Here is a 19,278-nt window from a genome sequence, read left to right as displayed (position 1 = left end):
GGAGATTTGGGGCCACCCGAGGCGTTCGCCCATAGCCTCGGGTGGCCATCGCGCTCCCCTCTGCGTCGCTGTGGATACGCGACGGGGGCAATTACGGGGGATGTTGTAGCCCTCCGTGAGGAGCGCGCCCGGCCACAGGCAACCGGGGGTCTAGGTAAGACTTCAAGAACGGTTGCAGCACATGCGACACGGCGTCTTGTTCGCGTTCTCGGCTTTCCTGAGTGACACGACAACCACCTGTGTGGCGTTGCATCGGCCCAGTACCACGCATCCTTGGACCGCGTGGTACCGGCTGCCACCCTTCGCGACATAGACCGCTGTCGTGATCGCTTGTTGCCCGCTCATGCGTTTCCCTGTGGTTGACTCAAGCGTTAAGACGAAATCCTGGGGCTCGGCCCGGGGAGTTCATTTCCGATCTTGCGATGGTCCTCGGGGTGCCCGTACTTCATGTGCACGGTCATCGCTTCGGCGGTTGCGTACACAGCCTCCAAGTCCTGACCTTTGATCGCCTTGCCCGCCTTCTTGCGAAGCTTGGCGCACTGAATACAGCTATCGGGATCGACGTTCCCAGCGCGAGGCGCGGTCAGGTTCAGGAGTTCCTGAACTGACATCTTGTTCCTTTCTGCCCCGCCCCTGCCGGGATTCCGAAAGGCGGTGGGGGAACCTCATTCGACACATCCGGCAGGGGCAGGTGTCTATAGGCGGAATGTCGCTCCGATGACGAATCCGCATGAGCCGCTAATCATCGTGATGAGAAGCGGCCCGGTGCAGGCGGCAACGCGGTGATAGATGGCTTTCACGGCGCGCTCTCCCTATCTCGATCTCGGCACCCTTGCTTGCACTTCTGTGACTTGCACGGCACGTGAGGCGAGCCGGGCGGTAGGTAGACCACGCCGGATTTCACGTCCAGCGCTCCCCCGTACTCCGTCCACCACCCATCAGGGCTCCCCTCGTAGGGAGTGCCCGCGAACGGGTCTGCGGGCTCTACGGCCGACCCCATCGCTCCGCCTCCCCCTCAACAGGAACTCCGTCGTGCTTGGGATGCCGCCGAAGCAACACCCGACAATCGGTTGCCTTCGTCTGGTCGCCGCGCCGCGCTGCGTCCGCCAGTTCGGCGCGTAGCTCCGCGCACCTCGAACAGCTCACAGAGACCTCCCCAGCGGTCCGTACTGCTGCCGTCGCGCGTAGTCCTGGTGCACCCGCTCACGAAGGCGCGTCAGGGTCTCGCTGTCCCCGTCGGCAGCACGCTCGTGCTCCGGCGGGTCATCGGCAACGGGGGTCTGCTTGTCGGGGCACTCGGGCTGTCCGCATGTGCACTTCGGCCCCGCGGACAGCGCCGACCGGAGCGGGTGAAAGGCGTCTTGAGGAACGTTGGCGTTCACCACCCCACCCCCTGGTCCGTCGCGGGGTGGGGGTGGCTGGCAATCACCTCGTTGTACGTCTGGACGCCTTGCACGTTGTGCCGGGCCCGGCACAACGTGCGCCGGTTCCGCGCCGCCTTGCAGATCAAGCACTCAGACACGGGCACGGGTTCAGCGGGTGGCGCCTGGGCGGCCGGTGTGCTCGTCGCGTCCTCGCGTTGGATCACTGCCAACACCTTCTCCAGGCCGGCCTGTGCCTTCGTCAGGTTGGTGCGCGTGGGGCGGGCGTACGGGCCCCGTCGGATTCCGGCGGGGTACGGGGCCCAGCGACTGAGCCAGGTCTCGCCGCCCGACTCCTGGCGGGGCCGCCAGACCGCGCGTGCCACCATGCGCACGTCCAGCTCAGCCACGTCGTTACGGTGCCGGGCGGTAGGGGGCTTGGGAGTGTGGTTCCGGGACACTTCGGTTCCTCTCCGTAGTGCTTCCACTACCGGGAGGGCTCAGCGTGGTCTACAGTCGGGAACCCTTCAAGTAATCAGAATCGAAGGACGAGTTGGGGAAGTCATGGTCAACCGCAAGGAGTTGGACCCTGAAGGTAGCCCGGAAGCGGCCTATGGGGCCCGTCTGCGCAGGTTGCGGGAGGATCGCGGTTGGGGCCAGGAAGATCTAGCCGGGATCATGGAATATTCCAGCCAGCATATTTCGGCTGTTGAAACTGCTCGGAAACCGCCAACCCTGCGTTTCTCGCGTACCGCAGACCGCGCCTTCGGCATCGCGGAGACAGCGGACACGTTCGAGCGTCAGTACCGCGAGATCAAACACGGCAGCCTGTTGGAAGGCTTTCCGGAGTACGTCGGGTATGAGGGCCGGGCGGTAGAGATTCGACAGTTTGAGATTGGGATCATCCCCGGCCTGTTGCAGACACCGGAGTACGCACGAGTGTTGGCGGACAGCGCCGTGCGGCGGGGTGCCATTACGCCCGAACAGGCCGATGAACGCGTCTCGCTCGTGGCCGAACGGCAAGCGGCACTTGTCCGGCCCCGGCCACCCATAGTGTTTGTGACCATGGATGAGAGCTGCATCCGACGGCCCGTTGGCGGACGCTCCGTCATGGATGCCCAGTTGGCACGTCTGGTTGAGTTCGCCGAGCTGCCGAACACGCTGCTACAGGTGGCACCGTACGAGATAGGCGAGCGCCGCACGCTCAACCTGCCTGTCAACGTCTTGACGCTGTCAGACCGGTCCGTGATCGCCTACGCCGAGTCCCAAGCCCAAGGACACCTAGACCGAGAGAACGCGTCCGTGACGCCCATGCTGACGGCTTACCATCAATTACAGGCCGAAGCGCTCTCCCAAGCGGTGTCAGTGGCCATGATCGAGCAGTTGCGAAAGGGCACCCCGTGACGACCGAATCCCCCGAATCCCCCCGTTGGTACAAGTCCTCCCACAGTGACAACGGCGGCACCTGCGTGGAGGTTGCCGCAAACCTCGTCGCCTCGCGCGGCGTGGTCCCCGTTCGTGACTCCAAGAACCCGGCCGGTCCGGTTCTGGACTTCACCGCCGGCGCGTTCTCGTCCTTCGTGGCGGGCGTCAAGGCCGGAGAGTTCGGCGCTGTCTGAGCGTTCTGGCGGCCCTGTGCTGCCTCTCCTGCCCTCGTGGCACGTTCGGGAGGGTTGGGTCGCTAGCTCCTTCTTGGTGGCCCGTAGAACGCAGATGAGCCCCCCGCCAGCAACGGCGGGGGGCTCTCTCATGGGGTATCAGGTTCAGCGGGCCCAGTGGTGGCCGAGCGACCGCTCACCGTTGGATGCCACGGTGTAGATCACGAAGGACGCCACACGGTTACGGACGACGCGCCCGCGCTTGCTGTCGTAGCGAAATCCCGTTTTGACGTTCTTCTTGATCTCCTCCACCTCCTTCATGTTCATGGCGTCGAAGTAGGAGACGGGCCCCTTTCCTGGGTCGATCAAGTAGAGGGCCTTGCCTGCGTGGCCTTCCACCTCTACGTGGTAGGTGATGGTCGGGTCTGCGGTCTTGCCGTTGGCCTCGTACCAGATGGCCGTAGGTTCGCACTGTTCGTCGTCGCAGGTGCAGAAGCACCCGCAGTCGTCCACAGGACGAATCCAGAACTCTTCCTCCCCGATCATGAAGCGGGGGACGATCGCATCATGCGCGCACAAGGCCACAAGCGCCTTCGCCTCTTGGCTGGCTTTGTAGAAGGCGCAGCCACAGTGCCGAGTTTCCCGCTTGTCCACGCCGCACGCTTCCGCATGCCGGTCGAGGTAGTACTCCTCCATGGATTCGGCGTCGTAGCCCAGGTACTCCAGAGCGTCCGCCAGGTTGGGTGTGCACTCCACGCGCCACTTCGGCTCGCAGCCCGGCACGTTCGAGCCCACGTGGTAGCGGGTCTTAGGGATCACGATCTTCCTTTCACGTCAGTTTGGCGGTGTGCGATCCTGGGACGTGGGCTCCCGCCACCTTGCCTGTGGCGGGAGCCCAATCCTTTGGAGCTGTCAGGCGCCCAGTCGGACGACTTCCAGCCGCTGGCCAGTCATGCCTTCCTCCTCATTGCAGAGCTGGTCCAGGTGGTCGCCGCATGCGTAGAACCAGGTGAAGACCCTGTCTCGGCGCTTCACCTGCCATACGGCGTCTATCTGGCAGATCCTCATGAGTTCGTCGTGACCGTCACAGCGTTTCGCCATTCGCCCTCTCCCTGGGTAGCGCCAGGGCGAACCCTGGCTACAGGGGGGCGGGAGGCCCGGCCGACTTGCCTTCGGCGGAACCTCTCGCGGTTACCAGGTCAGATCTCTGACACGGCGTTTCCCCTGTTGATTTATCAATGTGCCGCCGGGGTCGTTCCCTCCCGACACCCAGAACAATACACAACCCGTACGGGGTTGCGCAGGCCCTTCGGTACATGTTCCCGGGGAATGACGTTGAGGCTTTGCCGGGTGAACTCCATTGGCTTCCAAGAGTGTTGGCGAACTGGCGCTACCGAGTGGCGTGCAGCACGATGAATGCATGCCCGAACGATTCCCGTACAGCGTTGGGAAACGGGCGACCGGAACATGTTCCGGACCCCAAGGGCTGCACCCTGCACGAGACACGCGAAGGGCCCCGCCGACGCAGGCGCGCCGACGGGGCCTCGCATTTCAGTGCGGAAAGGGGCGGGTGGCACTTGCCTTGCCACCCGCCCCAAGAGCGCCGCTACCGGCTCAGACGTTCTCGATCCGGACTCCGCCACGCGGCCCGAGGAACAGCCGTGCCGTCGGGTAGTCCACAGCTACCGCCCAGCCGTCGCCGTCCCTGTTCGCTGCATACAGGTGAATGTCGGTCTCCTTGGCCTCCACGCACGGGTAGATGATGGCTCCTTGTGCGAGGCCCACAGTGGCGCGGCCGTCCTCGTCGAAGTCCACGACGTGCGCCTGATCATCCACCGGATAGCCGTTGCTGTCGGCGCGACGCCAGAGGGCGAGCTTGGCCGCCTTGAGCGACGACCACGATTCCATATGGGTGACCACGTCGCCCGTGGCGTAGCCGGTCCCGCCGTGCCACACACCGAACACACGCATTTTTCCTCCTAGTTGGGGGTTGTCGGTCGCTGCTTCGTTCCCAGCACCGAGAAAGATACGTGACCCGTACGGGGTTGTCAGGTGGCGATTTCACCATCGTGATCGGCGTCCTCATGGTCTTCGTCCCAAGGCCGGAAGAGTGCCCCCAGGGAGATCTCTTGGAGTTCGGTTGCGTCCCAGTGCCGGGGGTCGCCACGGTCCAGGACGGGCAGGCCCATGAGGGCGGCGTCCTCCGGCGTCAGGCTTTCGGGCATGGGTGCTCCGTTTCAGAATGCGCCGCCCATTGGGCAAGCGACTTGGCGTGTTTGCTGGAATTGCAGTCGCGGCAGGCGGCCACGACGTTGGCCGCAACATCTGGCCCGCCGTGGGCCAGGGGGACCACGTGGTCCAACTCCTCCGCCGGGCCGTCGCAGTAGCAGCACCCACCCCAGCGGGCCAGGATCTCCGCGCGGTCGTAGGGATCAGGCCGGGGCCTACGGCGCCTGCGCGCGGCTTGCAGGGAAAGGTCAGGCATACTGCGCACGGGCCGGCGCTGGGCTGTGAGCCGGCGGCGGGCAGCCGGCGTCACGCCGCTTCATCCTCCAGCTCCTCCGAGACGCGTTCGGCCACGGCCCGGAGCTTGGCAAGAGTGCGGGTGCGCATCACGGCCACCGTGTTGGCCCGGTCGATGCCCATCACGTCGGCTATCGCCGCGTTGTCCGGGCTGCCGTCCTCGTTCGCCAGGTGGGGGTCCGGGGCTATCCCGTAAGTGAGCCGGAGGACTTGCGCCTTGCGGTCGTTCACGGTGGCCAACAGGGCGTGCGCCAGGGCGATTCGCTGGACACGCTGGCGCTTGTCCAGGTCCCGGGCCTCTATCAGGTCGTCCGGCAGGCCCAAGCAATAGGGATCGGCCAGGGACTCCACGAGAGGAATCGTTTCTCCTTCCGCTCCGCGTACCCCGGCCGGTGCGTCCAGCGAGTCCGTTCCTTGCATGACCCGGCGAACGTGGCCGGCCGTCTCCGCCGACATGCGGTGCCCGTCCCCCGGCAGGACCGTGCACAGGTATTCGGCGGCTTCCCAGTCGCCCCCGACCACGCCCAGGCAACGCAGGAACGTGGCTCGTTGATCGGCGGTTGCGCCGTTGTCCGCGCCCCCGTTGGCGGCCTCGTAGATGCGCATGTGGATGCGGCGGTATGCGTGCGTGGTGTACTGCGCGCCCTTGTCGGGCCGGTAGGTGCCCAGCGCTTCCAGGGCTGCAAGCCGGCCCTCCTGGCACAGCTCTTCGAAGAGGTCAGCGTGGCCGGCAGACGACACGGCCGCCGTCCCCACATGCCGGGCGGCGGCCTCTCGGACGTAGGGCTCTGCGGCCTCCAGAACGGCCGCTACTGCGTCCGCGTCCTGGTTTTGGGCAGCACAAATCAAGGCGTGGGAAAGCAAGGTGGGATCTCCTGGGCGAATGGGCCGCCCCGCGCGGCGCTTGCCGGCGTTGTCTGGGGGCGGTTACGGCCCAGCCCGATCCCGAGCGATTCGAAGAAATGTTCGAATCGAAGGGCGCAAAGATCCCGTCTCTTAAGGGGTCCGGAACATGTTCCGGACAGCACATGACTGCGTGGGATCGACGCGGGGCCCGGGGACGGTGGGCCGTACTGGCGTCAGAGAGGGAGCGCGTGCCACGGGGCCGCGAACGCGGGGCCGTGGTGGCTCAAGAGACGGAAAAGCCCCGACCGGTAATTGAGACCGGGCGGGGCTTCAAAGCCGCTAAGCGGCTAGCTGGTTAGCGTGCGCACGCTAACGATTCCGTCCGGGGCTCAACCCCGGACGGTGTACTCCGCCATGCTGGCGGAGAGGTTCGACAACGCGCACCGGGCGTCACGGCCCTCAAGGGTGGCGTGGTCACACAGCGACGCGTTACGGACTGCCGTGGGGTCCGCAGCCTTCTTGGCGGCGGAGCCTCCGCTCAGCGTCGCCAGGTAGGCGAACACCTTCGTCGCTTGCCCCCGAGCGACGCCGGAGAGCTTGGCCTTACGGGATGAGCTTCGGTAGTGCCGCACGACGGCCCACAGGCGTGAGTGGCTCCCACGCTCAGCAGACCGCACCATGTCACGCGCCATGTCAGACCTCCTCGCCGATCCGTCTAAAAACTTAGACTGGAGCGTCGCACGTCGCATCACCCCGTGTCTATGTTTTTATACAGTGCGTCAAAGTCTTGTCAGTAACCCAAGGTGAGGTGGTGCCGGTTTGGAGAAAACCTAGACAAGCTGTCTAGAACGCGTTACTAAGGTTAGGCAAACCAGGGTGCGAGGTGGTCTCGCGTCCGTAGTGGTCGGAAGTGAGGAACGATGACCGAGTCATCAAGGAAAGATCTCGCCGATCTCGTGCGTACGCGGCGGGCGCAGCTGGGCCTGACCCTGCGCGAACTCGCCTCGCGCTGCGTTGATCCCCAGGACCCCGACGCTGGAGCGATGTGGACGCACGCCACCATTGGCAATCTGGAGAGCAAAACGATCAAGGCGCCCGATCTGCCGAAGCTTCGCGCCCTGGCCAAGGGGCTTGACCTCCCGTTAAGGCTTGTTCAGGAGGCTGCCGGCGTTCAGTACATGGGCATCGAGACCACGTGGAGCGACGATGGCGAGACGCGCACCCTCGTCCATCACTACTGGGAGCTGTCCCCAGAGGACAGAGCCAAAGTCCAGGCGATGCTCGAAGCGTGGGGAAGCCTGGGGAGGCGCGACGCTCCGTGAGTGTTTCGCCGCCCACCCGACCTAGCAGCGGATCGGCACCTGGCGACACGCCGCGGTTACCTGTCGCGGAGATCAAAAACACATGCGATGATCCATGACCCACTCACGCCGTACGGGGGTACAGAGAGATGACAGAGCCGGAGATATACGCCGCCGAGGTGCGCTATGAGGTCGACCGGGAGGGCAAAGTGCCCGCTGGTCGGGCGCTGTTCGTGTCTGAAGAGCCCGGGCTCATAGTGGCAACCTTTCGCCCAGGTGACGCCAGTGAAAAGCTCTGTGAGCAATTGAACGTTGTCAGTCGGCACATCTTCCGCAACGGCCTCTGGGCGACACGGTGGGGAGCAGACGAGAGCACGGAGCCCAGCGAGCATACGTTGCTCAAGGTCCGGTTTGAGATCCTTCCGGCCGACGCTTTCCCTGAAGTTCTTGTCTGCCTCCCTCGGGACCGGCCGGGCGAGTTCGTGTGGTTCATCCGTGATCCGCACATGTCCCAACAGGCTTGCGACGAATGCAACGCGTACCTCGAGAAATCCATCCGAGCCGGCCTGTGGATGCAGCGATGGAACCGGGACGAGGGCGAGACGGAGCGCTTTTTCTTCCCGGACGAGCTGGAAGACCCCTGAAAGTGCCGGACCCTCAAGGGTGGAGCCCTGGCGGCGCTGGCTCATCTCAGACGAGCTTGGCGCTGACCGCATCGGTCTTGCTTGCCGGAACTCGCCACTCCTCAGGCAGACCGTACCCACCCGCCCATGTGGGCCCGTACACGTCTGCTCCCGCGTCGATCGGGACACCGAACAGCGACATCCGCACTGTTTCCGCAACTTCATTTGCGATACCAGCAGCGTCCGCCGTCGGCGCTGTACCCAGCACCTCATCGTGCACCCAGAGGTTGAGATGAGCAGTCAACCCCTTGTCATCCAGGTCCAAAAGAGCCTGCCCCATGGTGTCCCGGGCGGTGGACTGACACAGATACGCAACGACGCGGAACACCTTGTCCCGGTCCAGCACGAGCCGGCGCCCCGAAGGGGTTCGCACCTCGCATCCATTGGCGAGCGCGTGACGCTGCATGGCGCGAGCCCATCGCTTGATACCTGGATAGGCCCGCGCGTACCGGTCCAGTGTGTCCCGCATGACGGCCACCGGTAGGCCGGTCTGCCGGGCCAGGGCAGCTGGCCCGCCCTGGTAGCTCGTACCGAGACCTGCCACCTTGGCCAAATTGCGCTGAGCCTTGGTGAATTGATCACCAAACATCAGCATTGCTGTGAAGTCGTGGAGGTTACGGCCCTCCTTGATCGCGGCGCACATACACGGCTCCTGCGACAGGGCCGCCAGCACCACGAGTTCCACACTGGACTGATCCACGGAGAAGTACGCATGTCCTGACTCAGCGATGATCGCGCGGCGGATCGTCCAGTCCCTGGAGGGGAGCTGCTGCAACGGCGGGCCGGAGACGCTGGCGCGTGCGGTGCGGGCTCCGAGCGTGTTGATACTGGGGTGTACTCGGTCGTTGGCGTCGCGCCCTTCCAACATGGCCAGTGCGTATGACGTGCGCCAGCGCGAAGCTCGCTTGGCATGGAGAACCGCGTCAGCCAACGGATTTGGCCGCCGGCTGGCGCGCGGGTTCCATTGGTCGTCCAGGTCCGCCATGTCCAGGAGGACGGCCTTGTCCACGCGACGAGCACCCGATGCCGTCACCTCCGTCAGCGTCTCCCCCATCCCCATGAGTGCGCTGGCCACTTGCGCCGTGGAGTTGACGTTCCGCACTCCATAGCGGGCGGCACGGCGGGCGTGGTGTTCGGCGTCCCGCTCCAAGCGGTCCACGAGCCCGCGGGTGTACTCCACATCCAGGAGCATTCCCGTGCGCTGCATTCGCGCGCATATCGCCATCAAGCGATGTTCGAACTCCACAAGTCGATCCGGGATGGCCAGCCGGTGCATCTCCGCCATCAGCTTCGGATGAAGGCGGAAGGTGATCAGTACGTCCAGACCCGCATACCGCTGGTAGGTCTCATCCTCGTACGGGATTCCAGACCACCCCGTGTGTTCTGAGAGGCCGTAGGCGCGAAACGCGCTCTTCAGGCCGACCTGTGTGTCTGGTGCAGTCGGGTCCACGTAGTGGGCGGCCAAGGGCTTGAGGCTGATTCCCACTCCGCCCTCATAGTCCTGCCGGGAGTCACACAAGTGAGCCAGGATCTTGGTGTCTACGACCTTCGGCGCTAGTTCCTCCAGAGGCGCAACACCGTGGCGATCCAACACCAGGAGGTCATAGGCCGCGTTGTGGATCAACAGCTCTGGGGCCTTGGTGACGACTTCACGCGCCAGGGCATGGAAGTAGGGGCCGCGTTCCACAGGGATGACCCAGGCTGTGTCACCCGTGCCGAACTGGACTGTCCGGAGCTGGTGGTCTGGGCTGTAGATGTTCAGCCCAGAGGTCTCGGTGTCCAGCGCCAGAGACCTCGGGTTGTTCTGCTTGAGCCACTGGACGGCCTCTTGCCCGTCCTCCTGGGTCTCCACGGCGTGGATGGTGGTCTCCGTGCCGGCTATCTGGTGGCGGTAGGTGCGCAAGGTCTCTCCCCGGTACGGGGCCAGCCGCCGGCCGCCGTAAGGCGCCGGCCTGTATTGCGGCATGCGAAAAGGGGGCCAGCCCGCAGGCCGACCCCCTTTTTCGGTGGTGTCGCGTTCTTACTTCGGCTGGCCGAAGATGTCTGCACCGGTGTTGTCTGGGGCCGGTTTCACGGCCCGGCAGTCGCGCAGGTTGCGGAACCCTCGTATGCCTCTGTGCACGCCGCTGCCGGCCCCTTCAGCCACGCCAGGGAAAGAGCGCACAGCCGCGTACACACGCGGCTTGGTCATCCTGTGCCGGATGCCGGAGTCTTCGCACCACGTCTGGTAGCGCTCCCAGACCTCCGTCCGGGTCGTGAACGCGCCTTCCCCCACTTCGAATTCGTCTCCGCCGGCCTCAATGAACCCGCTCAGGGGGTGGGAGGCGTCGCGGTATCGGGCAGTGGCCTTGTCCACAGCTGCCGGGATGGCCAGGCCCCGGCCGGCCTTGTACTGGGCGTACCACTCGATAGCCCCCCGCACTGCCCAGGCAGCTATCCCAGCACTCTCCTGGGCAAGTGCTGACTTGAGGTGTCGGTCTTCTCGCCCACGGAAGTCCTCCAGCCAGGGCACGACACGGACGCGTTGCCACAGTGCGGCATCTGTGGCGTCCACGTCGGGCGGGTAGTTCGTGTCCACCTGGACCAGGGCCGTGGGCCGGAACGTGATCTCCGACCGGGCGTAGACGCCGCGGGCCGTAATCGACTGGTCTCCGGTAAGCGACTTCATCAGGGCTTGGTCCAGTTTCATGCCGGCTGGCCACTCACTGGAGAGGACCAGTCGCTTTCCGCGAAGGCCCACAATGTCCGCCCGGGGTCCGCCGTTCTCCCGCCGGCGTTCGAACAGTGAGGGGTCCGCCCTCTTGATCAGCTCCCGGAATACGTTCTCCAGGCTGTCCGTGAACGTCGTCTTCCCATTCGTGGTTTCCCCAACGTGCATGACGAAGATCCGTTCCACAGCGTGGCCTGTGATGCCGTAGCCGGTCAGCATCCGTAGGAAGTCGGGTGTCTGCGGGCTTGTGGGGTGGCACTCCGCAAGGAAGCGTTCCCAACGTGGCGCCTGGGCGTTCGCATCGTAGTCCAGGTTCACGAAGTAGGTGTTCATGTCCTGCGGCGCGTGCTCACGCATTGCGCCATTGCGCAGGTCAACAACCGCATTGCGGAACGCCAGCAAGTGGGGGAAAGCGTCGAATTCGTCGGGGGCCGCGTAGACGCCAGGGATGGACGCCAACATGTCCACCATGGCCTTGACCCGGCTGGCGTTCTGACTCTGGTGGACGTGCTTTGCCAGCCGCTCCGGGTCCTGGCCTTTCTCATGGGGCATGGCGTGGATCACGGCTCGTACGTCTGCGTACAGGGCCTCTTGTGGAACGGTCCGCCAGTGCCGGCCGGTCCACTTCGACACCCCGACACCTGGCACCATCCGTATGTGGCCGCCCAGTTGGCGGTACAGCCGCTCTGCGTTACCCAGGTCTGTGAGCGGCAGGGGGGAGCCAGCCGTCTCCGTGATGAGGTCCGGAACATGTTCCGGCTCCCCCGCCGCCACATCTACGACGTGCACAGCGGCTCGCCGGACGGCCGTCCGCAGGACGACCGGGAAGGCGTCGGTGTCCCGGGCTCGCCACGCGGTCAGGTCGTCCCCCTGGTGGGCTATCTCCAGAAGGCGGACCACAAGGCCGGCGCGGGTGAGGGCGTCAGCGAGCGTGGTGTTAAAGCCGGCGCCGCCGGCGTCACGGTCGCCGGCAAGGATCACCTCCCTGTCCCCCAGGCCGGCCGCCAGCTCCTCCACCAGCGCCTCATTGCCGGCCAGCGTGGCGCCCCGAATGGGCACGGCGTCATAGTCGGCGGCAACGGCCGTCAGCCCGTCGCCGGGGCCTTCCGTGATGAACACGGGTCCGGTGTTGCTGGCACGCAGGACGCCGTACTTGCCCCACTCGGCTCCGTCCGGGTTGGACAGGCTGACCCACCGTGCTGGACAGTCGCCCGTCAGGTCACGGCCCTGGAGTCCTTTGGGGACGCCGTGGAAGTCCACGAGCGGGACCGTGACACGGGGATAGCGCTGGTAGGCCGGCGACCGGTGCGGGAACACCCCGTCAACCCCCAGGGCATCCACACCCAGGCCCAGGTCCGCGGCCTTTTCCGCATCGAGGCCGAAACGCTGCCAGACATACGCCCGCGCCCGCGCGGCCTCTTCGCTCTCCCCCATGAACGCCAGATTCGTGGTGTCCACGTAGGTGGCCAGGCTCGCAATGTGCCCAGGAGTGAGGTCTCCCGGAACGGGCTTGGAGGAGACCGTGACGCCCTCCCCCGGCGCCCAGTCGTACAGGTCTGCCGCGCTCCAGCCCAGCGCCGCCAGCACCTTGGCACGGTCCTGGCACACCCAGCAATTGACCAGGAGGCTCCCGTCCTCCTTGAGTCGAAACCACAGGGAGGGGCGGCTGTCCTCGTGGGCCGGGCACTGGACGCCATACTCCCCGCGCTCCTCCACAACCTGTGGGAAGCGGCCCAGGAACTCCGCGAGACTTTTCAAATCCCCTCCAACGCAAAAACGGGCGTGCACCGGTCCAGACCGTTGTCTGGGACCGGTTACACGCCCGTCCGGGGATCTATCCGCGCCGGCCGTCCTTGAGCAGCCGGCCGAAGGTTTCCAGGTCCATCACGACGTAGCCATGACGGACGTTCTTCCCGCGGCGTTTGACCACGGCAGCCCCGTAAGGCACTTCAGCATTAGCCGCCTCTTTGTTGGCTTGCTCCACGTACGCCGAGAAGCGGTGCGCTTTCTCGTCCTTGGCCTCCAGGACGAACGGATACGCATCGATGTCGCCTGTGTCGTGCTGGCCGGTCTGTACCTTCCGGCGGATCGGCAACAGGTGACGAGCTCCGAACTTCGGGGCCCCGCTCTCCGCCAGCGGGATACCCAATACCTCGTTCAGGTACCGGACTATGGCTGTCTCCCAGGCGGTGCCCCGGGACTTGTTCGGGTTGCTCACTCCATCCGCTCCCAGTTGAGAGCCGCGCTCTCAACGTAGGCGTCGACTCGGGAAGGGCCCCAACCCCGTTGTTCCTGGGCCAAGTTCTTCCAGAGGGTTGCCCTCCGGCGGGCGACACCCACCGTGTCATACGGCCCTTCTGCGTGCTGGTCCGTGCGCTCTGGGCGTTCAGCGTTGGCTGCGTAGGTCTTCACGATCACGGCGCGGTACACCCGGTCCGCGTCTACTGCGATGGTGCGGGCCATCAGGGGCTCACCCACTTCACGCTCACACCATGCGCGATGGCGGAGGCCAAGGCGTCTATGTACCGGGGCCAGTCCTCCCGCTCGCGTGCGGTCGGGAAGAGGTGTACTTCCCCGCCGGTCAGGGCGCGGATCTCTCCCAGCGGCGGGGACTGACTCCCCCTGATCTCCAGGACGTTCAATGTCGCTCCTTCTGACCGGAACATGTTCCGGTCACGACAAGGCCCCCGCCGTAGGTGCGACGGGGGCCGGTGCGGGCGAGAATCTAAAGTTCATCGCCAGGGATCGTTACAGCGACGTGTTCAGCTGCGATGGTCTCCACACGGAAGCTCCGCCGACGGACGAACCCGGACTCCTGACCGGTGGGCTTCACCTTGAGCAGGGGCACGACGCGCCCGCCGATGATCGCGGACGTGGTCTTGAGGACCACAGCCTCCGTCATCCGGACCCGGTTGGCCTGGCGGGTCGCGTAGACCACGGTGTCCCCTTCGATGATCGGGGCGCCGGTGAAGTCGTGGATATGGCCGCGCTTGCTCACGTTGCTGCCTCCTCGGGTGCAGTCGCGGCCATCAGGTAGGCGTAGGCGTGGAAAGCCTGCTGCCAGACCACGCCGTTGCCAAGGATCTTGAGTTGCTGGGATCGGCTCAGCCCCTCCACCTCGGTGACGAAACCGTGCGGAAGTCCCATGAGCCATTCCGCGAACGGGGCGGCCAGCCTCCTTCCCCCGCGCGGGCCTACCTCGGTCGGCCGCGGGGCCGCCTGGCCGGTCAGCGCCTCCCATCGACGGATGGCCGGGAGGTAGTCGCCCCACCAGCCGGAGGGGGACTCCGACAGGTCCGCTCCGTCTTCGCCGCTGGCGTAGGGCAGAAGGTAGACCGCTTCATCATCCAGGGTGGGGCCGTGGCCGCCGGCCTTGCGCTTGTCCGGGTGCTGGGCTGCCCCGCTGCCTCCCAAGTTGGAGGTGGGAGTCTTGAGCCACGGGCCAGTTGGGGTGAGATCCCGCCTTACCCGGGTTTGCAGGTCGTCATTTCCGGCGGGTCGACGGTCCAGTTGAGACGGGCCCCGCCCCATGCGAGCGGTCGGCGTCGGGAGCAGGTTCAGCGCACCTTGGAGCTTGAGGCTTCCGCTGCCATAGCGGGTTCCCCCCTGCGCGTCGGATGCCAAAGGCGTGGGAAGGTATGGCATCGAGCATGGGTCTGCGCCGCATTCATACGGTGGGAGACGGTGTGTGACCTCGTTCCCCAGCGGCCGACCCTTGCCGGAATTCGTCGTGGAGTGTGCGCTCATGAACGTGACCGTGGGCGTCGCGAACAGCGCTGGCGGGACGGGCGAGACAGAACCAGCGGTCCCGGTGGTGGGCGGCTCCCACGGCGGACGCTCGTAGGCACACCCATCGTGCGTCATACCCGATCGCGGCCAAGTCGGAGAGGACGACACCTTGGCCCCTGATTCGGAGGGCTGAGACGTTCTCCAGGAGGACGAGTCGGGGTCGTAGTATGCGAATGGCTTCAGCGACGTTCCGCCAGATTCCTGAGCGCTTTCCGGCAATGCCCTCTCTCTTCCCTGCATTGGATATGTCCTGGCACGGAAATCCGGCCGTGATGATCTCGACTTGGCCCGCGAGCTGGGACCAGTCGTAAACGGTGATATCGCCGATGTTCGGGGCGTCGGGGTAGCGGGCGGCCAGGACGGCGGAGGCGCCCTTCTCGGTCTCCGCGACCCAGGCGACCCGTGCACCGGTCAGGGCGCTGGCGGCCATGCCTAGACCCCCGTAACCAGCGCACAGTTCGAGAATCCGGGTGTTGTCTGAAGACATCAGAACGGGGCCTCATCCACCTTGGTCAGCGACGGGAGCGCCGCCTCCACGTCTGCCGGGGCCGGCCCGCGGACCTTGAGGAGCGGGTGGCGATAGGTCACGTCAACGCCGGCGGAGGTCGTGAACTCCACCAGTTCCAGGTACAGGTCACACAGGGCGGGGCCCTGCACCTTGTCCAGTGCGGTGAGGGTGGCCGGCAGAGACCGGGTGAAGTCCCAGGAGGAGGTCACCAGTCGGAAGACCCCAAGGGAGGGAGCCTCAGCCAGGCGGTAGCTGATTCGGATATCTGGCTTCGGGCCACGGCCGCTCTTCGCCAGGGCCCGGCGCTCCTTGAAGTCGCTCGGGCAGCCGCACGGCTTCCCGCGGTCCTCCTCCGGCTCCAGGAAGGCGACACCATCACAGGCGTGAATGACGCCCTGCATGCCGTACAGGGCCATGCGGGAGGAGACTGCCTCCGCGCCGTCCACGATGACGCGCACGCTGTCCGCGTTGGTCAGAACTTCGCGGTTGTCTTCCTTGGTGGTCTCCCATTCCTGCGGGGTACCGCCGTACAGGCCGGCCACGGCATCGGCCACTTCGGGGTCTCCGGTGGTGATCCGCCATGCGGGCAGGGCCACGGGCCGGTTGTTCAGGAGCTGGCCGGCGCGGAAGCGGCCCACGAAATCGGAGCTGAAGGTCTTCGGCAGAGCGTTGGGGTCGGTCTCGAAAATGCGCAGGGACACGCGGCCTCACTTGAATTCGCTTGACGGTGTGGGCAGCGCAAGGCCCCGGGGGCGTATGAACAGCCGGCCCCCGGGGCCTTGGCTCGGTGTCGTTGTCTGGGGGCCGTTACAGCCCCGCACCGGCTACTTGCGGCGCTGGCTGCCGGTCTCTGCCTCACCGCCGGAGGCGACGGGCCGGCCGATCACTCCACGCTTCATCTCGCGGTCCCAGTCGAAGACCGCCCGGAGGTTCAAGAACACGTCGAACAGCTCCGGGGCGTGCCGGACAGGGACAAGCTTCCAGCCCTCCGGGCGGACATGGAGGACGGCCGCCGCGTCGATATCAGGCAGGGGCTCAGACTCGCCGGTGTCGGCGCGGACGATCCTGTCTGCATTGCTGTACGCGGCAAGCTGGAGGGCCACGTCCTCATGCACGCCGGAACGGGTCGTCTTGAAGTCCAGCATCACGACTTCCCCCGCGATTTCGCAGATCGCATCGAAAGAGCCCGCATAGTTGTGGCGGTCACTCCAAATGGCATCCTCGATATAGAGGAAGCGGGGTTTCACCGTCTCCAGGAACTCCCGGAAGTGCCTTACGAAAGGCTCAAGTTCCGGGTGGACGCGGCCCGGATTCTGCCCCCGCGCAAGTCGCTCGAAGAGGTCATGGGCGGCAGTGCCGGTTTCCGCGGCCTCCTTGGTGATGCGTCGCGGGGCGCCCTTGAGGTAATCAACCGCGCCGGCCGGGTCCTGCATGGCCAGGCCCACCAGAGAACCGAGGTTCTTCACTGCTGCCTGAGCTACTTCCTTGGCTGCCCAGAACTGGAGGAAGGGTTTCGGCTGCATCGACAGAATGGAGGTCACGCCCGGGGCCTTGGCTCCGGAGTCGCTATCGACGTAGAAGCGGCTCCCGCCGCGCGTGATGGTGCTAAGGGCTCCCAATGCCCAACTCCCCTACTACAGGGCCTTCTAAGGCCGCTTGCGGCTTCCGGGGGAGTTGTCTGGGAGGGGTTACGCAGCGCCGGAGCAGGCAGCGCAAAGCCCCCGCTCCGGGTATGGAGCGGGGGCTTGTTGAGCGTTCTGCAGGACGGTCAGGCTGTATCGCCAGCGGCAGGCGTTTCAAGTTCCTGGAGCTTGGCCAGGAGAGCGTCCGCCTTCGCGCGGGTCTCCTCCAGCGTCTGGCGGAACGTCTTGCGCTGGGTTGGGCTCAGGGCCGCAAGCTGCGTCTCGTGGTAGGCCGAGATACCGGCGTCGATCTTGCGGGCAAGGACCACCATCTGGGCACCGTCAGCCGGCCCCTTGGCCTTCTTGGTGTCCTTCACCACCTTGTCCACCTCTACCAGGGCCTTAGCCTGCCTCTGCGCGAGACCCTGGCGCTGTCCCCGCGTGAGGGCCTGCACCCCGTAGTAGTCGTGCTCCTTCGCCGGGATGCACTCCCGCTTACGGTCCTCGATGTGGTGGCCGATGGCCCGCCGGGTACTGCCCTCACTGTCAGCGGGGATACCGGCCTCCCTCAGAAGGGCATCAGCCAGCGCCTTGTACGTCGCGGAGTTGCCGTTCCAGTCGGTACGGCCGTTGTCGTCCTTGAAAAGGCTCCGCAGGTCGATGAGCTTGCGGGAGATCTCCCGGAGCAATTCCGTAGCCCGACCCTCCACCTGGTGGTACTCAGCCACCAGCGGCTTGGCGGCGTTGTAGATCTCAGAGACCTTCGGGTCCTCCAGGGCCGCGAGAGCTGCCGGGCTCGGAGCGCCGACAATGGCGCCCTCAACCACTCGGCGGGACAGCGCCACTGCCTTTTCCGCAGCTTCCTTGTTCTCCGCAGTCTTCTTCGCCATGCGCGCGGTGATCTCGTCTGCCGAAAGCTCCGGAGCTGCGTCCGTGGTCGTGTGGGCCTTCTCGAACGCCTCTCGGATCTCCGCCCGAACCCGGCCGGAGCCGACGTTCTCGTAACCGACCGACTTAGCCCACTCGCGCATCTCTGCGTTCTTCGCCGCGTCGGCCGAAGGGCGGGCCGTGACCTTGCTCTGGGCGGACTTGGCGGGCGTGCGACGCTCCGCCGTCTTCTTGGCGCCCTTGGCCGGCGTTTGCGTGCTGGTGCTTGTCTCCTTGGCTGCCATGTTGGCCCCCTCTTGGATTCTGGTCTTCGGTGCCGTACTGGAGTGCCGCCACCGGAGCCTTGCCTTCTCCGGTGACCGAGCAAGGAAACCGTAACACAACACAACCCCGTACGGGTTGTGTTGCTTCTCAACGAACCGTGAACTTCTCCCCGCACACGTCGCAGGTGACGCCACCCTGGGCATAGCTGGTCTTGGCCATGTACGCCTTGCGCCCACACCCGCAGGTCAGGACCAGGCGGGAGTCCGTACGCCCTGCGGTCTTCGGCGCTGCGGCTGCCGCCTTCTTCGCTGTGCGCTTCCACGTCTTGAGCGATCCATCCAGGGCATCGAGTAGGGGTGCGTATACCCCTTGGGCTTCCTGGGTCAGGTGAACGTCCGCGAACCCCCGCTTCAGGTCCCGGTCCATCCCCTCTGGCCAGGCAAGACCGAATTCCGATGCCGCTTCGCGGAACTTGCGGTTATGCCACTTGTACCGGTTGGTGCAGTCCCGAATTCCCCGTAGAGCACACTGGGCGTGGGTGGCCTGATGGAGCATGGACGTAAGAACGGCCTTGGGCCCCGCTTGCAGGGTCTCGCCGGACAGCCGAAGCTCCGGCGGCTCCGTCGAGACCACGGCCGTGACCTCCTGGGCGGCCACGCTGTCGCGCAGGCTCCAATTCAACCCGTCCCGCAGGACAGCCATACCAGTGGTGACCGTCACGCCTGGTAGGTCCGGATGCCGACTCTGGATGACCTCCCATGCCGTTTCCAGGGCAGCCAAGATCGCCGCGTTGCTGTCACTCATGGGGGGCGCCTTCCGTTGAATACAGACGGACTCAGATTACCATTCACGTGACCCGTACGGGGGTATTCCGCTTCTGGTTGATCATGAAAGTAGCCCGGACTAACCGGAGTTGAGTCCGATCGGTCCGGGCCATTGATCATTCCATGATCTTGCCGTCATAGGTCTTCGCGTGAGCCTTGGAGGCCGCCACCTTCCGTGAGGCGGCCTCGCCCAGTGCGAGCGTGACCAGTCCCATCAGGACCGCCACCAGGCTCTTACTACCAATGGCAGTCTCTATCTGCGGGTACTGGTGGCTAAGCCAACCGACCAGAGCCGCGATAGCCGCGCGCACCCGGACGGGGTTGGCCTGCACCCAGGCCCGTACGGTCTCGAACATTCGCA

At 65.5% G+C, this 19,278-nt stretch carries 25 protein-coding genes; 4 read left to right on the top strand and 21 right to left on the bottom strand.

Annotation, left to right across the window (positions count from 1 at the left end):
• Nucleotides 1-371: 371 nt before the first annotated feature.
• Entirely contained in the window at nucleotides 372-611 is a 240-nt protein-coding gene (locus IF67_RS0100955) for a hypothetical protein (protein WP_030981255.1), read from the bottom strand.
• Between the two features lie 767 nt (nucleotides 612-1,378).
• Entirely contained in the window at nucleotides 1,379-1,771 is a 393-nt protein-coding gene (locus IF67_RS0100950; protein WP_158713026.1) for a hypothetical protein, read from the bottom strand.
• Between the two features lie 154 nt (nucleotides 1,772-1,925).
• Here IF67_RS0100950 and IF67_RS0100945 point away from each other — a divergent pair, with 154 nt between their 5' ends.
• Both IF67_RS0100945 and IF67_RS0100940 read left to right on the top strand, forming a co-directional pair.
• A complete protein-coding gene (locus IF67_RS0100945; RefSeq protein ID WP_030981253.1) occupies nucleotides 1,926-2,765 on the top strand; it encodes a helix-turn-helix domain-containing protein in 840 nt (279 codons plus the stop codon).
• Nucleotides 2,762-2,980 carry a DUF397 domain-containing protein gene (locus IF67_RS0100940; RefSeq protein ID WP_030981252.1) on the top strand — a complete coding sequence of 73 codons (219 nt, stop codon included), beginning with the start codon at nucleotides 2,762-2,764 and terminating at the stop codon, nucleotides 2,978-2,980. Before IF67_RS0100945 ends, IF67_RS0100940 begins: the two co-directional genes overlap by 4 nt.
• 144 nt (nucleotides 2,981-3,124) lie before the next feature.
• Here the strand turns inward: IF67_RS0100940 and IF67_RS0100935 are convergent, their stop codons facing one another.
• From IF67_RS0100935 to IF67_RS0100905, 7 genes are all read right to left on the bottom strand, one after another.
• Entirely contained in the window at nucleotides 3,125-3,778 is a 654-nt protein-coding gene (locus tag IF67_RS0100935; protein WP_158713025.1) for a hypothetical protein, read from the bottom strand.
• Between the two features lie 93 nt (nucleotides 3,779-3,871).
• Nucleotides 3,872-4,060, bottom strand: a complete 189-nt coding sequence (locus IF67_RS0100930) for a hypothetical protein (RefSeq protein ID WP_030981250.1) — start codon at nucleotides 4,058-4,060, stop codon at nucleotides 3,872-3,874.
• Between the two features lie 513 nt (nucleotides 4,061-4,573).
• The gene (locus IF67_RS0100925; protein ID WP_158713024.1) at nucleotides 4,574-4,930 is read right to left on the bottom strand and encodes a hypothetical protein; all 357 of its coding nucleotides are present in this window, start codon (nucleotides 4,928-4,930) and stop codon (nucleotides 4,574-4,576) included.
• Nucleotides 4,931-5,007: 77 nt separating this feature from the next.
• The gene (locus IF67_RS43555) at nucleotides 5,008-5,184 is read right to left on the bottom strand and encodes a hypothetical protein (RefSeq protein ID WP_158713023.1); all 177 of its coding nucleotides are present in this window, start codon (nucleotides 5,182-5,184) and stop codon (nucleotides 5,008-5,010) included.
• Nucleotides 5,169-5,444 (bottom strand): HNH endonuclease, encoded by a 276-nt coding sequence (locus IF67_RS46130; RefSeq protein WP_420708577.1) that lies wholly within the window; start codon nucleotides 5,442-5,444, stop codon nucleotides 5,169-5,171. Before IF67_RS46130 ends, IF67_RS43555 begins: the two co-directional genes overlap by 16 nt.
• Before the next feature lie 50 nt (nucleotides 5,445-5,494).
• Complete coding sequence (locus IF67_RS0100910) at nucleotides 5,495-6,346, bottom strand: sigma factor (protein WP_030981247.1); 852 nt, start codon at nucleotides 6,344-6,346, stop codon at nucleotides 5,495-5,497.
• A 371-nt stretch (nucleotides 6,347-6,717) separates the two neighbouring features.
• Complete coding sequence (locus tag IF67_RS0100905; RefSeq protein WP_030981246.1) at nucleotides 6,718-7,020, bottom strand: hypothetical protein; 303 nt, start codon at nucleotides 7,018-7,020, stop codon at nucleotides 6,718-6,720.
• Nucleotides 7,021-7,248: 228 nt separating this feature from the next.
• Here IF67_RS0100905 and IF67_RS0100900 point away from each other — a divergent pair, with 228 nt between their 5' ends.
• Both IF67_RS0100900 and IF67_RS0100895 read left to right on the top strand, forming a co-directional pair.
• A complete protein-coding gene (locus IF67_RS0100900) occupies nucleotides 7,249-7,650 on the top strand; it encodes a helix-turn-helix domain-containing protein (RefSeq protein ID WP_030981245.1) in 402 nt (133 codons plus the stop codon).
• A gap of 128 nt (nucleotides 7,651-7,778) precedes the next feature.
• Nucleotides 7,779-8,273: a hypothetical protein gene (locus tag IF67_RS0100895; RefSeq protein ID WP_030981244.1), complete on the top strand. Its 495-nt coding sequence runs from the start codon at nucleotides 7,779-7,781 to the stop codon at nucleotides 8,271-8,273.
• Nucleotides 8,274-8,319: 46 nt separating this feature from the next.
• On the opposite strand, the gene IF67_RS0100890 is transcribed toward IF67_RS0100895, so the two are convergent.
• From IF67_RS0100890 to IF67_RS0100830, 12 genes are all read right to left on the bottom strand, one after another.
• The gene (locus tag IF67_RS0100890) at nucleotides 8,320-10,215 is read right to left on the bottom strand and encodes a DNA polymerase (RefSeq protein ID WP_030981243.1); all 1,896 of its coding nucleotides are present in this window, start codon (nucleotides 10,213-10,215) and stop codon (nucleotides 8,320-8,322) included.
• A 117-nt stretch (nucleotides 10,216-10,332) separates the two neighbouring features.
• Nucleotides 10,333-12,780 carry a phage/plasmid primase, P4 family gene (locus tag IF67_RS0100885; RefSeq protein ID WP_234340944.1) on the bottom strand — a complete coding sequence of 816 codons (2,448 nt, stop codon included), beginning with the start codon at nucleotides 12,778-12,780 and terminating at the stop codon, nucleotides 10,333-10,335.
• Between the two features lie 76 nt (nucleotides 12,781-12,856).
• The gene (locus IF67_RS0100880) at nucleotides 12,857-13,240 is read right to left on the bottom strand and encodes a hypothetical protein (protein ID WP_051817455.1); all 384 of its coding nucleotides are present in this window, start codon (nucleotides 13,238-13,240) and stop codon (nucleotides 12,857-12,859) included.
• Nucleotides 13,237-13,485: a hypothetical protein gene (locus IF67_RS44580; protein ID WP_030981240.1), complete on the bottom strand. Its 249-nt coding sequence runs from the start codon at nucleotides 13,483-13,485 to the stop codon at nucleotides 13,237-13,239. Before IF67_RS44580 ends, IF67_RS0100880 begins: the two co-directional genes overlap by 4 nt.
• Nucleotides 13,486-13,747: 262 nt before the next feature.
• Nucleotides 13,748-14,020, bottom strand: a complete 273-nt coding sequence (locus IF67_RS0100865) for a hypothetical protein (protein WP_030981239.1) — start codon at nucleotides 14,018-14,020, stop codon at nucleotides 13,748-13,750.
• Nucleotides 14,017-14,436 carry a hypothetical protein gene (locus tag IF67_RS45915; protein ID WP_030981238.1) on the bottom strand — a complete coding sequence of 140 codons (420 nt, stop codon included), beginning with the start codon at nucleotides 14,434-14,436 and terminating at the stop codon, nucleotides 14,017-14,019. The genes IF67_RS0100865 and IF67_RS45915 overlap by 4 nt, the downstream gene beginning before the upstream one ends.
• Nucleotides 14,437-14,689: 253 nt before the next feature.
• Nucleotides 14,690-15,241, bottom strand: coding sequence for a DNA cytosine methyltransferase (locus IF67_RS41010; RefSeq protein ID WP_234340968.1), 552 nt, complete (start codon nucleotides 15,239-15,241; stop codon nucleotides 14,690-14,692).
• A 56-nt stretch (nucleotides 15,242-15,297) separates the two neighbouring features.
• Nucleotides 15,298-16,020: a hypothetical protein gene (locus IF67_RS0100850; RefSeq protein WP_030981236.1), complete on the bottom strand. Its 723-nt coding sequence runs from the start codon at nucleotides 16,018-16,020 to the stop codon at nucleotides 15,298-15,300.
• Between the two features lie 123 nt (nucleotides 16,021-16,143).
• Nucleotides 16,144-16,860, bottom strand: coding sequence for a hypothetical protein (locus tag IF67_RS0100845; protein WP_078889258.1), 717 nt, complete (start codon nucleotides 16,858-16,860; stop codon nucleotides 16,144-16,146).
• Between the two features lie 227 nt (nucleotides 16,861-17,087).
• Nucleotides 17,088-18,113 (bottom strand): Lsr2 family protein, encoded by a 1,026-nt coding sequence (locus IF67_RS38670; protein WP_037838577.1) that lies wholly within the window; start codon nucleotides 18,111-18,113, stop codon nucleotides 17,088-17,090.
• 127 nt (nucleotides 18,114-18,240) lie between these two features.
• Nucleotides 18,241-18,897: a hypothetical protein gene (locus IF67_RS40150; RefSeq protein ID WP_030981234.1), complete on the bottom strand. Its 657-nt coding sequence runs from the start codon at nucleotides 18,895-18,897 to the stop codon at nucleotides 18,241-18,243.
• 136 nt (nucleotides 18,898-19,033) lie between these two features.
• Nucleotides 19,034-19,273, bottom strand: a complete 240-nt coding sequence (locus IF67_RS0100830; protein ID WP_030981233.1) for a hypothetical protein — start codon at nucleotides 19,271-19,273, stop codon at nucleotides 19,034-19,036.
• Between the last annotated feature and the right edge of the window lie 5 nt (nucleotides 19,274-19,278).

The organism is Streptomyces sp. NRRL S-1813 (assembly GCF_000719605.1).
Taxonomy (GTDB): Bacteria; Actinomycetota; Actinomycetes; order Streptomycetales; family Streptomycetaceae; genus Streptomyces; species Streptomyces decoyicus.
Note: the sequence above shows the minus strand (reverse complement) of the source record. Positions and strands in the feature narration are given on the sequence as shown.

Bases quoted from the DNA above. Each gene is read 5' to 3' on its own strand.
- IF67_RS0100955 (WP_030981255.1), bottom strand. From the start codon at position 611: ATGTCAGTTCAGGAACTCCTGAACCTGACCGCGCCTCGCGCTGGGAAC.
- IF67_RS0100945 (WP_030981253.1), top strand. From the start codon at position 1,926: ATGGTCAACCGCAAGGAGTTGGACCCTGAAGGTAGCCCGGAAGCGGCC.
- IF67_RS0100930 (WP_030981250.1), bottom strand. From the start codon at position 4,060: ATGGCGAAACGCTGTGACGGTCACGACGAACTCATGAGGATCTGCCAG.
- IF67_RS0100925 (WP_158713024.1), bottom strand. From the start codon at position 4,930: ATGCGTGTGTTCGGTGTGTGGCACGGCGGGACCGGCTACGCCACGGGC.
- IF67_RS43555 (WP_158713023.1), bottom strand. From the start codon at position 5,184: ATGCCCGAAAGCCTGACGCCGGAGGACGCCGCCCTCATGGGCCTGCCC.
- IF67_RS46130 (WP_420708577.1), bottom strand. From the start codon at position 5,444: ATGCCTGACCTTTCCCTGCAAGCCGCGCGCAGGCGCCGTAGGCCCCGG.
- IF67_RS0100905 (WP_030981246.1), bottom strand. From the start codon at position 7,020: ATGGCGCGTGACATGGTGCGGTCTGCTGAGCGTGGGAGCCACTCACGC.
- IF67_RS0100900 (WP_030981245.1), top strand. From the start codon at position 7,249: ATGACCGAGTCATCAAGGAAAGATCTCGCCGATCTCGTGCGTACGCGG.
- IF67_RS0100895 (WP_030981244.1), top strand. From the start codon at position 7,779: ATGACAGAGCCGGAGATATACGCCGCCGAGGTGCGCTATGAGGTCGAC.
- IF67_RS44580 (WP_030981240.1), bottom strand. From the start codon at position 13,485: ATGGCCCGCACCATCGCAGTAGACGCGGACCGGGTGTACCGCGCCGTG.
- IF67_RS41010 (WP_234340968.1), bottom strand. From the start codon at position 15,241: ATGGCCGCCAGCGCCCTGACCGGTGCACGGGTCGCCTGGGTCGCGGAG.
- IF67_RS38670 (WP_037838577.1), bottom strand. From the start codon at position 18,113: ATGGCAGCCAAGGAGACAAGCACCAGCACGCAAACGCCGGCCAAGGGC.
- IF67_RS40150 (WP_030981234.1), bottom strand. From the start codon at position 18,897: ATGAGTGACAGCAACGCGGCGATCTTGGCTGCCCTGGAAACGGCATGG.
- IF67_RS0100830 (WP_030981233.1), bottom strand. From the start codon at position 19,273: ATGTTCGAGACCGTACGGGCCTGGGTGCAGGCCAACCCCGTCCGGGTG.